Raw genomic sequence first — 14326 nt, 5'->3', positions numbered from 1 at the left:
CCACCACCTTCCATTTATTTTCTTAATTGGAGCCCCATTATAAAATCAACAAGAAAGTGTGCAAAGATTGTTATAAACAAATTTCCTGTCCACTCGAATACATACCCAAAAACAAAACTAATAAAGCAGACGAAACAAAACAAAAAAGGCTTCGTTATATACCGAATATGTAACACAGCAAAAATTAAACTCGCTATTACAATTCCGAAATGAGTCTGCACTACACCTCTAAATAAAAACTCTTCCGCAAAGCCAATAATAAACGTGATAACGAGTAAATGCATGACAGAAATCCCTTGAAACATTCTATCGTTAATGCCACCATCATCAAACCAAGATTCTGGAAACACTCGCATTGCAACATAATCTAATAACACAATACAAATCGCTAACAAGCTACCTATTAAAAGTATAGAAACCGGTTCCCATTTCCATAAACTATAAACTTCTCTTTTATCTTGAAATAATATATATGCTAGTAAACAACCGATACCAATAATGATTAGTTGTGTTATGTAGAGATTCAGTCTTATTTCTCTCGGACTCATATCTTCAACATTATGCCTTTGAATGTTCATCATTCCTCCATCTTTCCTAGGCCGAAAAGCTTTTGTAACTCTGTTTCCCAATTATAGTCGAAAACTAACTGTTGCGCTCGTCTTTTTTTATAATCCGTTTTTGTAACACCACAGTAATCACAACAGTTTTCTATCTCTTTTTCTTTTCTATAACCGAATTGTTGTAATAAATATTCACGTCTACATCCTTGAACTTGTATCCATGACTTCATATTTTCTAGCTCACTATATTTATTACGCATTCTCACTTCCACTTCCGCTATTAATCTGTGCATTATTTCATCTGACAAGCTCTCTAACATGAGATTTCGCTGTTGTATGATTCCAAGATGTTCGAGATGATAACGTGTAAAGCGCCAATACTGTTCATTAAATCTTGCTGCATTATAACAAATTTCTTCTACATCTTCTAATGGTAATACTTTCGTTTGAAACATTCTTTCTTGTAGTAACGAAAATAAAAATTGTATTTGCGATTTACTTGGTAATTCATCTTCAATGATTGAAATTGGCAAATCGTGATCCAATGGACTACATAATAAAATGGCTATACTCAATTCTCCATCTCTTCCCGCTCTTCCAATTTCTTGTAAATAGGAAGCTACATTTGTCGGATATTGAAAATGAATAATATATCTTGTATTCGCCTTATTTACCCCCATCCCAAAAGCACTTGTACATATTACAATTTGCAACTGGTCATTCATAAACTGTTGTTGAATTAACATACGCTCTTCATGTTCCATACCACCATGATAAAAAGCTACACCTGTAATTCCTTTTCCTCTTAAATACTCGGTTAAACGCTCTGTCCAGGCCCTACTTGAACAATAAACAATACCAGGCCCTTGCAAATACATTACATGCTCAAAAAGCGCCTCTTTTTTTTCTTCTATTGTTTCCACAAATTGCACTTCCATCGCAATATTTGGACGATCAATTGAGTACACATGCTCAGCAATATTTTTTAGATTTAAACTTTCCGCTATATCTCGCAGTACATCCTTTGTCGCAGTTGCTGTTAATGCTAGTACTGTCGGAGATCCGATACTCTCAATTACTTTATCTAATTTTTTATAATCTGGCCGAAAATCATAGCCCCATTGTGAAATACAATGCGCTTCATCTACGACAAATAATGAAATATGAATTTTTTTCAATTCTCTTATTAGAAGTTCCGACTGCAACATCTCTGGTGATACGAAAACAAATTTATAAAAAGATAGCTTTTTCATTGCTTCTCTTTTTTCAATTAACGTCCGAAAACTATTCAATGCAATAACTCGATTTTTCACGACATACTTTAATTGCGTAACTTGGTCTTCCATTAAAGATAATAATGGTGATACAACAAGCACCGTACCCTCTTGCAGAAGCCCCGGAAGTTGATAACACATTGACTTTCCCCTTCCAGTCGGAAGCATTGCTACAACATCTTTCCCTTCCAATAAGTCCGTAATAACTCCTTTTTGCCCCGGACGAAATTCAGAATATCCAAACCACTTATATAAATATTCCTCAAGCTTCATTTATACCCTCCATCCGTGCCAATACAAGACGTACTTCAAAATAAGAGATTTCCTCTCCAACCGCTTGCTTCAACACACGCAATTTACGTGTTTGTAATGCTTCAATTACTTTTGTTACTTTTTCCATTTTTTCTTTTTCCATAAACATTTCAATAGAAAATTCTTTTTCTCGTAAAGCAATTTCTACAAAATGGTCTTCTATCGTGGCAACCTTCAAATTCCGAATTGTTGCTATTTCTTCTAAAGAGCGTCCTTGTCTCCAAAGATTATATGTTTTTTTCGTTGATAAACTAAATAAATCAGCTTTCTCATTTGGATACGATATAATTTCAGCTAATAATGGAAACTCGTTTTCTTTATTGCGAACTTCTTGAATAAGGAAATGAATTGTACCCCAAAATAAAAAATACACTCGAAATATATCTTGTTTCGTAATTTCCGCTAATTGTTGTAAAGTACACCCAATACGTTTATACCCAGTTAACCGATATATTACGATTGTCGCCTCTACTGGATTATTTTTTTGTAAAAGAGTATGCATTTCCTTCCATAATCTTTTAGCCAATTCACTTCTCATATACGGTATTCCAGTGAGAAAACGTTTCACCCACATCATTATTTCTGTATCCTGTTGAATTGGAATAAATTTCGTATTCGCCTGTTGTAAATTCGAAATGGTTTGAACGATCAATGATAATCTCTTCCAAAACGTTTCACCTATTTCCCCATAGTGTAAACCATTTAAATATGTCGGAAAGGCAAAGTCACCTTCCCATTTGTTTAATTGCACGTTACCAGCAGTCGTTAACACATATGTATTATCATGTATACCTTGAACTAAATCCGTTTGTAACAACTTTGCAACTTCTTGATCATAATCAGCTCTATTTAATGACTTATAAATCCCAAACAAAAAAGAAATTTGAAACATATTCCCATCTTGTAATGTTTGCGACGATCTCTTTCCTTTTAGTAAATAATAAATTGAAGAAACGGTTCTTTCACCATTCAATTGTTTTAAACAATATAATAAAGTATATTGTAGCTGCATTACCGCTTCCACCTCTCAGTCTAACTTCATTCCTTTTTCAATACGATTGCACATTAACTGCTATTCATTCAACTTATCATATTCACACTACATGCTTTTATATATTCTATTGTATCAAACGAAATAACATTTAAGTATTTTGAAAATCTTATGAAATAATTCAAAAATAAGTTGACACTCTAATTGATAAGCATTATCATTATAATTTTATGTTGAAAAGTTTTAAAAACCGTTTTACAATAAGATTATAATTTTTTGGCGAACTTTTCACATACATATTATCAGGAGGGAAAAAATATGGCAAAATATACAATCGTTGACAAAGATACTTGTATTGCATGCGGTGCTTGTGGTGCTGCTGCACCAGACATTTATGACTATGATGATGAAGGCATTGCATTTGTAATATTAGACGATAACCAAGGTATCGTTGAAATTCCAGATGTATTAATTGAAGATATGATGGATGCATTCGAAGGTTGTCCAACTGACTCAATTAAAGTTGCTGACGAATCATTTGATGGCGACTCTTTAAAATTCGAATAGTCTTTTATTAACTTCAAAAAATCCCCCTCATAAGTATGAGGGGGATTTTTTGAACTCTTTTTCATTCTCACTAACAAAAAAACCATTAGCAGTTACGCTGCCAATGGTTTAATATTTTTAAGCATTTTTCATTTTTGCAAATACCCATACTTTCAAGCGTGAAAATAATGCTACAAATACAATTGTTACAACAATTCCTTTAATTACATTAAACGGTAATATCGCCGTTACAATAGTTTGTCGCATAATATCACTAGACATAGCTGGTGAATTTAAAAACCAAGTGTACGCTGGTAAAATAATAAAGTAGTTTAACACACTCATAATAACTGTCATAGTAATTGTACCTAACATTAATCCTGTCGTTAAACTTTTTACTGTGCGATACTTTCGGAATAAGAATGCTGCTGGACCAATAAATAAACATCCCGCTATAAAGTTTGCTACTTCTCCTACTGGTACTCCCGTTAAACTTCCTTGAATTCCGTAATGCAAAATATTTTTTATCGCTTCTACAATTACACCTGCAATTGGACTAAAAATTATTGCCGCAATTAAAGCTGGCACATCACTAAAATCAATTTTTAAAAATGGCGGAAGCCCTGGGAATGGAAAATCCAACATCATTAGTAAATACGCAATACTACTTAGCATCGCTACACTCACCATCTGCACTACACTGTTTTTTTGTTTCATCTTTCTCTCTCCTTTTCCATCGATCTTCTCATGGAAAGTGGAAAGGTTCTGCTATGCCTATTTTTCATAGAACGAAAAAACCCTTTGTGATTTACACAAAGGGAGAATTTTAAGGCACATCAAACAGACGTTCAAATACTTATCTTTTTTGAACGCTTGAACCTCCATCTTCTCCCATCCAGACTGTACTGTCGGCTTTGGAATCACACCAAATCCTGCCTTAACGGCTCGCGGGCTTAGAACGAAATTATTAACTGTTCATCACCGCCGGTCGGGATTTTCACCCTGCCCCGAAGATAGACCGATATTCTATTTTCCACTTCATTATACAACAACATGATCGTATTGTGAACAAAAAAAGTGTAACTTACTAAAAATAAGTTATTGATTTTATATAATTAAAGAAACGATCACTATATTTTACAATACAACCCATATTTTTTATAATTCGGTATTTCTCCTATGAATCCCCCTAGTCATATGTCGTCAAAAGTGATAAGATGTTGAATTGTTAAGATAAGAACATTTTCTGAGTTATGGAGGAAATGTCATGAAGAAAGATAAAAGACACTCTATTCGAGAAGCAATGAAAAAGAACTTAAGAAAAGAATACTTTTATTTGAAAAAAGAATTACTTTTCTACTGTCCAATTGATCTAGGCACATTCTCAAGAGAGACATACTACGCTACTTTTGACCAAGATGGCATAAGTATTTATCAGTATGATAAAAAAACAGAAAGTAAATTAAAATTGTGTGAGCGTCATCCATGGAAGAGTTGGAATAAGGTAAAAGTTGATCACTATTTAACAACTTCTCAATTTATTTTCCAAGGTGAGCGAAACTGGATTTTATCCCTTTTCCAAAAAGGAAAAGAAGCTCAAAAAATAATTGAAGAACATACATCTTTACAAACGGAAGTTGTTTCCCGTCCGTTTTCCAAGAAGCTTCCTGGTTTCCGTTCTGATACACCATTGAATAAATACATCGGTAGCATTTGTTACACTGCACTTATTGCATTTTTATTAAAATGGATGATTCCATTTCAAGCACCACAAATCGCCCTGTATTCTCTTTCAATTGGCTTTATGCTTCTTGGTTTACTTTGTCTTACAATTGGTCTAATCGAACCAACTATCGTACTATTTCGGACAAAAGAAAAAACAAGAACAAAAGTCTTTTACTTATATAGCTACTTAGCTATTACTGGATTTATATGTGTCTTTATTTTTTGGTAAAAGAAGCCGTCCCAAAAGATCTTTTGGGACGGTTTTTCGTTAAGGATAGGTTGCTCTTACTGTCGCATTTTATTGTTAGTCGATATTTCTTGTCGAAATGTCGATATAATTTCATTTACTATCGCAATCTTAAATAAGAAGAAAATAAATTTATTCAAAAGTTATGCTTTTGGGACGTTGCCTTTACTTGACGTATAGTTGTTGGTTCGGATAGATTTGCTCTTGTCGCAATCCATTCCTCACTTTAATTTCCTCAACTGTCATACTAAATTTCCGGGCAATACCAACTAAAGTATCACCTTTTTGTACAATATATAGTGATGATGACACAACTTGATTTTTTTGTTCATTTAAAACAAGCAACGGATTCATCGCATTCCTTTTCTCCATCGTCCATCTCCCTTGATGCACTTCTAAATGTAAATGAGCTCCTCGCGATTCTCCTGTATTCCCTACCTCTCCAATTAGCTCTCCTTTTGAAATGTTATCACCTTGAACTACATATCTCTTATTTAAATGCGCATAAACAGCCTCATATTCTCCATGTTTAATAAACACAACATTTCCATAACTACTTGAAAAATAAGACTTTGTCACCTTACCATTTTGAATAGCTGCAACAGGCGTTCCAATAGGCGCAGCTATATCAATACCATAGTGTTTCCCATGTCTTGTCCCGAAATAATCACTTATCTGCCCATCAACAGGCCATATCCACTGATTCCCTTCAGCGTAAACATGTAATTGAGATAAAAATAATACACTCAATATCACCACGCCACATTTTAACGCTTTCATATACATCCTCCGTTTTCTAATAACCGTCATACCTTCTCTATTGTGGGATATTACAGAAAAAAGTATACAAAAAAAAGAAAGTGGATTACTCCACTTCCTTCTCTTCTTTATTACGAAAAACAAGTGCACTGCGGTTATACTCCACATCTTTCACTTGTAAACGCGCATTTATTACTCTAGCAAGCGCAAATAAATAATCAGATAACCTATTTATATACTTTAGAACAATTTCATTGGTTTCTCCTTCTTTTTGCAATGACACTATACAACGTTCTGCTCTTCTTATAACTGTACGTGCAATGTGTAGTGCAGCCGATATCTCGCTACCGCCTGGTAAAATAAAACGCTCTAAAGGCGGCGCTTCTTCTGTATACGAATCAATTCGTCTCTCTAAATACTCGACCATCTCTATCGTTACTTTATAAGGGATTTTCTTCTCTACTATTGCTAAATCCCCTCCACAATCAAATAGTTCATGTTGAATATTTTCAAGTTCGTTATAAATGTTACGAAAACATTCCTCTTGTAATTTAGACATGGCATATCCGATATGAGAATTCGCCTCATCAATTGTTCCATAAGCTTCTACACGTATATGATCTTTATCCACTCGGCCACCTATGACACTCGTTTCCCCTTTATCACCTGTTTTTGTATAAAGTTTCATTTCATTATGACACCTCTCTTTTTATTTTCATTCTGATTATTAAAGAAAAAAAACTCTACCATTCTTTATTTAATTGCACTTACAAAAAAATAAAAAAACAGTAAAGCTTTTATTCATGATCAACTTTTAAAAAACATATATATCTAAATTATACGATTTGGTAAATATACAGAGAATGTAGTTCCTTCTCCAACGACACTTGATACAGAAATTTTCCCGTCATGACCTTGAACAATATTTTTAGCAATCGCAAGCCCGAGTCCTGTTCCAACTTTTTTCCCTCGCGTTCTTGCTTTATCAGCTTTATAGAATCGATCGAACAAGAACGGAATATCTTCTTCTGGAATACCAGCACCTGAATCTTGCACTTCGAAAGTAAGGCCACTATTTTTCGTATTAATTACAAGTGTAACATGTCCACCTGCATTTGTATGACGGATTGCATTATCAATTAAATTCGTCAGTACTTGTTCCATACGGTCTGCATCAAACGGATATTGTTCAATTGGACTTTGGAAATCCACTGTTAATTGGACTTCTTTATCCTTTGCAATCCCCTGGAATTTACGGCCAATTTTTTCGACAAATGGATGAATATCTACTTCACCTATATGTAACTCTACATGTCCACTCTCCATACGGGCTAAATCTAATAACTCATTTACAAGTTTACCTAAACGAACAGATTCATCATAAATAATTTGAACAAACTCATTAATTTCTTCTTTCGTTTGCACAATATCATCTAAAATTGCTTCACTATATCCTTGAAGCATTACCATCGGTGTACGAAGTTCATGTGATACATTCGCAATAAAGTCTTGACGCATTTTCTCAAGACGACGCTCCTCCGTCATATCTCGCAATACTGCTACAGCTCCACGAATTTTTGTTTGATTGTAAAGCGGTGTCATAAGAACTACGTAGTTACCTTTTTGCAAATTAATTTCAACAACTTGTTGTTGCTCGCTTTCTACAACGAGATGGAATAGTTCAACAAGTTCAGAAGGCAGTTTTTTACTTAACTCTAATTCTTTTTCTTCTTGCCAAACTTGTAAGAAGTTTTCTGCCGGTGGGTTGATAACAACGACTTCACCTTCTTGATTTAACGTAATAACACCATCTGCCATACTACTCAAAATGCTAGCTAACTGCTCTTTTTCTTGCTGCAGGGCATTCATATTAAACTTCAACTGTTTCCCCATTTGATTTAAAGCAGTTGCAAGCTCACCAATTTCGTCCTGCGACACCATAGGGGCTTTCGTATCAAATTTCCCGCGCGCTACCTCAAATGCAACCTCACGCATTTTACGAAGCGGTGCCGTAATTCGAGTAGATAAGAAAAATGCAAAGAAAGTTGTTAAAATAATCGCAATCCCGGCTGATAAGAAAATAAAATCAGTCGTTCTCTCCATACCTTGTATTGGAACTTGCAATGATTCATATACAAACACTGCACTTTGATTTTTTGACTGTACTGGTTTCCCGACGATCATAATATCATTTTCAGTATTTTTATTCTTCCTACTATTAGAAGCTTTTCTAATATTATTCTTAATATCCTTTTTATCTGTAAAAACAGCTGCTAATTCTTTATCATTTTTCAAATCATCTATTGTAAGAGTAACTAATCCTTCTTGTTTCGGCGAAGAAGAAATTTCCTTACCGTCTTCTACAATGATAATCCTTGAAAGTGGATCAGAAAATTTGTAAGCAATATTCTCAATCGTTTTTACATCGGCACCTTCTTCAATTAATTCCGTGACACTTGTTGCAACTTTCTGAAGCCTAGCTTCACTCATATCAACATAATACGTTCTAAAAAACTGTGAAAGTAAAATAGCAACAAATCCAAGAACAAACGAAACGAGAAGTAATATGGTCATCCATAACTTCCCTACTACACTTCTCCAAAGCATCAGTCGTTCACAACCTCAAACTTGTAACCTACGCCCCAAACGGTAACAATCATTTTCGCTGCATCTGGTGATTGTTTACTTAACTTTTCACGTAAACGCTTTACATGCGTATCAACTGTACGTAAATCTCCGAAGAACTCATATTGCCATACTTCTTTTAACAACTGCTCACGGTCAAAAACTTTATCCGGGGATTTCGCTAAGAATAATAGTAATTCATATTCTTTCGGTGTTAAGTTTACTTCATTACCATCCGCTGTAACGCGGTGCGCATCATTATCAATTGTTAAATGAGGGAAAACAGTAACATCTTTCGTCGTTGTATCTTGTGTAAAGAATGTCGTTGGTACAGCGCGGCGTAATACCGCTTTCACACGAAGTACTACTTCACGCGGGCTAAACGGCTTTACAATATAATCATCAGTTCCAACTTCAAACCCTTGTACCCTATTTACTTCTTCACCTTTTGCTGTCAGCATAATAATTGGCGTCGCTTTCTTCTCACGAATCCCTTTACACACTTCGATACCATCTTTACCAGGCATCATAATATCCAGTAGGATTAAATCATAATCATTTTGTAACGCCATTTCTAAAGCTGTATCACCATTATCCGCTTCTTCAATTGTGTATTGCTCTCTTTCTAAATACATCTTTAATAAACGACGAATACGATCCTCATCGTCTACAATTAAAATTCTTGATTCATTTTCCATTTCTACCCGCTGCGTACTTTTACCACAACGGTTTACACCTACCCTTCTACAATATAATGTTGCACCTATCCTCGTTTAATTAAGCATTTTTTAACGTTCCACTTCCCATATTATGCTTCACAAGAATAATAAAGTTTGTTCATTTTTTTTCCAAAACTATGTATTTTTTTTGAACAGTATATTTGGTCCTCGACATCATTTTACAGAATCAACCGCTACTTTGTCATGTTTTTCTCAAAAAAGAAGAAAATTTGACAAAAATAAAATAGGAAAGTGACATACACTCTCCTATTTTAGTTCTCTATGCATATGAATGTAAACCCGCGATAATTAAGTTTACTACAATAAAGTTAAACATAATGATTGCAAAACCAATCACTGCAAGCCAGGCGGATTTTTCTCCATGCCATCCTTTAGATAAACGTAAATGTAATACCGCAGCATAAAAGAGCCAAGTAATAAGCGCCCAAACTTCTTTTGGATCCCAACCCCAAAAGCGCGTCCAAGCGATTTGAGCCCAGATCATTGCAAAGATTAATGCTCCTAATGTAAACACCGGGAATCCTATCGCAATAGAACGATATCCGATTTCATCTAATAAATCACTATTCGTATTCTTTACTAACGGCTGAAGTGCCGCTGACACTCGCTTACGTAAAACAAGTCTTAATACAATATAAAGTAGCGTTCCGACTAACACTGACCAAATAACAGTATTTAACTTTTTCGCATTTACAATCGCTGGAACTTCAACCGCCGGTTCTAATTTATTTTCTGTCATTAACTTCCCTTCATGCGGTCCAACTAAAGCAGGGAGATTATACTTCATTTCAACTTGTTGTTCATTTTTATCAATCCATTGAAACTTCGCTTCGTATTTCATACTAGAAAATACCGTTGTTATTCCAATAAACCCAACTGTACAAACAAGTGTGAAAACTACTGTCTCTAACCAAAATGTACGCTTACTTCTTGTTGATTGATCTACATTTTTCAGTAAATACATTACGCCTGTAATAAAACTAATTGCTAATATTGCTTGTCCCGCTGCCGCTGTCGTTACATGAATATGTAGCCAATTACTCTTTAAAGATGGGATAAGCGGCGAAATTTCTCTCGGGAACATACTTGCATAAGCGATTAATAAAAGAGCTACCGGTAAAGCAAATAAACCAATAATACTTACACGATATACAAAGTACATAATGATAAAAGCTCCCACAAGCATCATGCCAAAAAATGTACCAAATTCAAAAAAGTTACTAACCGGTGCATGTCCTGATGCGATCCATCTTGTAACAAAATATACTATTTGTGCAATAAATCCTAAAATTGTTATAGTTATACCTATATTTGCCCACTTGTTACCTTTTTCTTTAATTGCTCCTCCAAAAAATAAAGTTGCAATTAAATATAAGATAAACGCCGCGAACAGAAAATTACTACTTATTTGTACCATATCGTTTCCCCACCTTAACTAATTTTTTTCATTCATTTTATCGTGTGGTTGTGGAATCGCTGTTCCTTCTAGTACTCTTTCAATATCTTTCTTTAAGCCGAACCAATTTTTATTCGTATGGCCTGCAACCCACCATTCATCATTAACACGTTGTATCCAAATACGGCGATGGTTCCAATACATACCTTGAATCACACCAACCATAAATATAAATCCTCCAATACCGAGAATCAAAAGCGTCAAATCTTTTCTTACTGTAAGAGCTGTTGCATTTTGCATTTCCACACCTGCAAATGACATTTTATATTTATTATTCCCGTCAGGCTCTATGTTTTGCTGAATACCGACGAAACTAACTTCACCATCTGGTGTTTCCGGGGTAAACATTTTAAAGACGAATGCAGGATTATTCGGTAATTTTGTTTTCGTATTCGGCCTTCCATTCTCATCAAAATAAAAATCAGGAAAATAGCTTAATAGTTCTAGAGAATACCCATTTCCTAAATCATATTTTTCTGTAGGATTCGCTAAATCTACTTTAATCGGTCCCAACTTTTGATTATTTTCTTTGTTTTGCAAATGGAAAGACATGCTTTTAAATTCACTTTCTTTGTAATCCACTTGATAAACAGCAAATTGATCAAATTTCAGTGGCTCATTCACTCGAATTTCAGCTTCTTTTACCTTTTCTAATTTTGGTTTTTGACCCGCTATATTTTCTCCTACCGCTTTATATAATACAGCATTTGTTTGGAAGTTTTTCGCAATCATTTTATCACCAACACGATCAATTGCTTCATCAAAAACTTCTTTATCCTTACTCTTATCATAAACTTCCTTGATAAACTTTTCGTTTTTCAAATAGTATTGACCTTCTGTTCCTGGTATTTCTTTCGTTTCACCGTCACGTAACCAAAGTGCTTCATCTACATACATACTCGGTAAAAAACGTAGCATTGCACCGAATAGAAAGATAATAAGACCAATATGGTTTACATATGGACCCCAACGTGAAAAACGTCCCTTTTCCGCTAAAACGTTCCCGTCTTCCACTTTCACATTATAATTACGTTTCTTTAAATTAATTTGAACTCGTTCTAAGTCACCTTCATGCGGCGTACCAGTCCCGTGCACTCTCTGTCTTTTCAAAAAACTTGGGTGTCTTTTCACCCCTTGTTTTTTTAAAGCTTTATAAAGAGGAATGACACGGTCTAAACTACATATAACAAGTGAAATACCAATAGAAGCAATTAAAATCATGTACCACCATGATCCATATAAATTATTAAATCCTAATTGATAGTATAATTGTCCTAAAAATCCATACTCGGTCTTATAATATTCAGCTGGTTCGATTCCTGGAGTTATGTACATTTCTTGGGGAAAGATAGTTCCTATTGCCGATGCAGCTAAAGTTATTACGATTAACCATACACCTACTTTTACAGAAGAGAAAAAACTCCAAATTTTATCGACTATCGTTTTTGTATGTGTGAGAGATCTCCGAGCACTCCCCTCATATCTCATATCCAATAATTTTATATTTTCATTACTTTCAAATGGTTTCCCACATGCTTCACAAAAAATGGTTCCTATCGGATTAACATGTCCACATTCACACTTAATTTCTTTCAAAGCTCTCACCGCCCTTTTATCTATATGTACTATTGTATATTCCAGCTTAGAGTTACCGCAATACTCAGAATTTTTAAAGCGAAGGCGCTATACGTAAGCACCTCTTATGTAAAGGCTTTCTTAATTATGGAGTGATTTTCTTTAAGTACTCTTCCAATTGTTCCTTCGTTTGCTCACCTATAATTTGCTCTACTACTTTTCCTTCTTTATCAATTAAAAAGGTTGTTGGTAATGGTCCCACTCCATATGTACCTATGATCTTTTGCCCTTTATCAATTGCAACTGGGAATTTCAAATCATATTGTTTCACAAAGTTCTTCACTGCGATATCCGTTTCATCTGCATCTAAGGCAATAATTTCAACGCCTTTTTCTTTATATTTCGGATATAACTCATTCATATAAGGCATTTCTTTTTCACAAGGTTTACACCAAGTTCCCCAAAAATTTAAAAATACACCTTTTCCCTTTAAATCTTTTAATTCAATATTCTTTCCTTCTAAATCAGTTACAACAAAGTTAGGTGCTTCTTTTCCAATTTGCATTTTCTCTTTATCAGTAAAAAATCCTTGATATAGCGTAAACCCTACCGCACCGCTTAAAATGAGCAAAATGATAACACGAAATAATAAGCGATTTTTTTTCATGTTGTCTCCCCTCTCTTCGACGAGTGATAAATATATGTATTTTTTAATAAATCACCAGCGGAGCATTCCACTGGTGAAAGTTTCACAATATAGATTAGCGAGGCTTTGTAGAAGCCAATGCACGTAATTGTTTCACCTCATGTGGTGTTAATTCTCTTGCATCACCAGGACGCAAGCTACCCACTTCTAAAAAGGCATAACGTTCACGTTTTAATTTCATTACTTTACAATCTAACGCTTCAAACATGCGGCGCACTTGACGGTTACGTCCTTCATGAATCGTTAATTGTACAATCGCCATCTCTTTACGCTTGTCCCAAGAAATAATTTTCACTTGTGCTGGTGCTGTTTTCCCATCTTCTAATGCAACACCTCGTTCTAACATGCGAATTTTATCACCTGTTAATGGCCCTTTAATTTTCGCAACATACGTTTTTTCAACCTTATATCTCGGATGCATTAATACATTTGCAAATTCACCATCATTTGTCATCAATAATACGCCAGACGTATCATAATCTAAGCGTCCGATTGGGAATAAACGTTGTCTAATTTCAGGGAAAAAGTCTGTTACAACATTTCTTCCTTTATCATCTGATACACTTGAAATTACACCAGTTGGTTTATATAGTAAAAAATAAACAGGTTCTTCTTTTTCAAGAGGGATGTTATTTACTTCCACTTTATCTTGAGGAGTTACTTTTGTTCCTAACTCCTTCACTATTTTCCCATTAACTTTCACTTTTCCTTGCTGAATTAATTCCTCAGCCTTTCTTCTCGATGCAATACCTGCTTGCGCAATCACTTTTTGTAATCGTTCCATTTCTTTTTTTCACCTCAAATTTATCT

General features: G+C 34.6%; 14 protein-coding genes and 1 riboswitch. Of the genes, 2 read left to right on the top strand and 12 right to left on the bottom strand.

The annotated features are described in order from the left end of the window. Window positions 1-14: 14 nt before the first annotated feature. From ABH957_RS21860 to ABH957_RS21850, 3 genes are read right to left on the bottom strand one after another with little or no spacing between them, the layout of a single operon-like run. The gene (locus tag ABH957_RS21860; protein ID WP_002064506.1) at window positions 15-578 is read right to left on the bottom strand and encodes a CPBP family intramembrane glutamic endopeptidase; all 564 of its coding nucleotides are present in this window, start codon (window positions 576-578) and stop codon (window positions 15-17) included. Next, window positions 578-2107: a RecQ family ATP-dependent DNA helicase gene (locus ABH957_RS21855; protein ID WP_404512198.1), complete on the bottom strand. Its 1530-nt coding sequence runs from the start codon at window positions 2105-2107 to the stop codon at window positions 578-580. Before ABH957_RS21855 ends, ABH957_RS21860 begins: the two co-directional genes overlap by 1 nt. Beyond that, entirely contained in the window at window positions 2097-3158 is a 1062-nt protein-coding gene (locus ABH957_RS21850) for a YpbB family protein (RefSeq protein WP_002086645.1), read from the bottom strand. Before ABH957_RS21850 ends, ABH957_RS21855 begins: the two co-directional genes overlap by 11 nt. A 297-nt stretch (window positions 3159-3455) precedes the next feature. Here ABH957_RS21850 and ABH957_RS21845 point away from each other — a divergent pair, with 297 nt between their 5' ends. Then, window positions 3456-3704, top strand: a complete 249-nt coding sequence (locus ABH957_RS21845; RefSeq protein WP_404447477.1) for a ferredoxin — start codon at window positions 3456-3458, stop codon at window positions 3702-3704. 117 nt (window positions 3705-3821) lie between these two features. Here ABH957_RS21845 and ABH957_RS21840 read toward each other — a convergent pair whose 3' ends face one another. Next, window positions 3822-4400 carry an ECF transporter S component gene (locus ABH957_RS21840; RefSeq protein ID WP_002011769.1) on the bottom strand — a complete coding sequence of 193 codons (579 nt, stop codon included), beginning with the start codon at window positions 4398-4400 and terminating at the stop codon, window positions 3822-3824. Window positions 4401-4562: 162 nt separating this feature from the next. Next, window positions 4563-4702: riboswitch (FMN riboswitch) on the bottom strand. A gap of 248 nt (window positions 4703-4950) precedes the next feature. Here ABH957_RS21840 and ABH957_RS21835 point away from each other — a divergent pair. After that, complete coding sequence (locus tag ABH957_RS21835) at window positions 4951-5637, top strand: hypothetical protein (protein ID WP_002011767.1); 687 nt, start codon at window positions 4951-4953, stop codon at window positions 5635-5637. 183 nt (window positions 5638-5820) lie between these two features. On the opposite strand, the gene ABH957_RS21830 is transcribed toward ABH957_RS21835, so the two are convergent. The 8 genes from ABH957_RS21830 to rluB all read right to left on the bottom strand — a co-directional run bounded on the left by ABH957_RS21830 (window position 5821) and on the right by rluB (window position 14300). After that, complete coding sequence (locus ABH957_RS21830) at window positions 5821-6435, bottom strand: peptidoglycan DD-metalloendopeptidase family protein (protein WP_002141020.1); 615 nt, start codon at window positions 6433-6435, stop codon at window positions 5821-5823. An 85-nt stretch (window positions 6436-6520) separates the two neighbouring features. After that, window positions 6521-7102 carry a cob(I)yrinic acid a,c-diamide adenosyltransferase gene (locus ABH957_RS21825; protein WP_002086651.1) on the bottom strand — a complete coding sequence of 194 codons (582 nt, stop codon included), beginning with the start codon at window positions 7100-7102 and terminating at the stop codon, window positions 6521-6523. Between the two features lie 143 nt (window positions 7103-7245). Next, window positions 7246-9021 (bottom strand): sensor histidine kinase ResE, encoded by a 1776-nt coding sequence (gene resE, locus ABH957_RS21820; protein WP_087973906.1) that lies wholly within the window; start codon window positions 9019-9021, stop codon window positions 7246-7248. Further along, window positions 9021-9737: a DNA-binding response regulator ResD gene (gene resD, locus ABH957_RS21815; protein ID WP_002011758.1), complete on the bottom strand. Its 717-nt coding sequence runs from the start codon at window positions 9735-9737 to the stop codon at window positions 9021-9023. Before resD ends, resE begins: the two co-directional genes overlap by 1 nt. Before the next feature lie 301 nt (window positions 9738-10038). Beyond that, entirely contained in the window at window positions 10039-11196 is a 1158-nt protein-coding gene (gene resC, locus ABH957_RS21810) for a cytochrome c biogenesis protein ResC (protein WP_219301816.1), read from the bottom strand. A gap of 18 nt (window positions 11197-11214) precedes the next feature. Next, a complete protein-coding gene (gene resB, locus ABH957_RS21805) occupies window positions 11215-12831 on the bottom strand; it encodes a cytochrome c biogenesis protein ResB (RefSeq protein ID WP_404447486.1) in 1617 nt (538 codons plus the stop codon). A gap of 124 nt (window positions 12832-12955) precedes the next feature. Beyond that, window positions 12956-13477: a thiol-disulfide oxidoreductase ResA gene (resA, locus tag ABH957_RS21800; RefSeq protein WP_002064495.1), complete on the bottom strand. Its 522-nt coding sequence runs from the start codon at window positions 13475-13477 to the stop codon at window positions 12956-12958. A gap of 94 nt (window positions 13478-13571) precedes the next feature. Further along, window positions 13572-14300, bottom strand: a complete 729-nt coding sequence (gene rluB / locus ABH957_RS21795; protein ID WP_002064494.1) for a 23S rRNA pseudouridine(2605) synthase RluB — start codon at window positions 14298-14300, stop codon at window positions 13572-13574. Window positions 14301-14326 lie beyond the last annotated feature (26 nt).

The organism is Bacillus sp. RC242 (assembly GCF_044908245.1).
Classification (GTDB): Bacteria; Bacillota; Bacilli; order Bacillales; family Bacillaceae_G; genus Bacillus_A; species Bacillus_A mycoides.
Note: the sequence above shows the minus strand (reverse complement) of the source record. Positions and strands in the feature narration are given on the sequence as shown.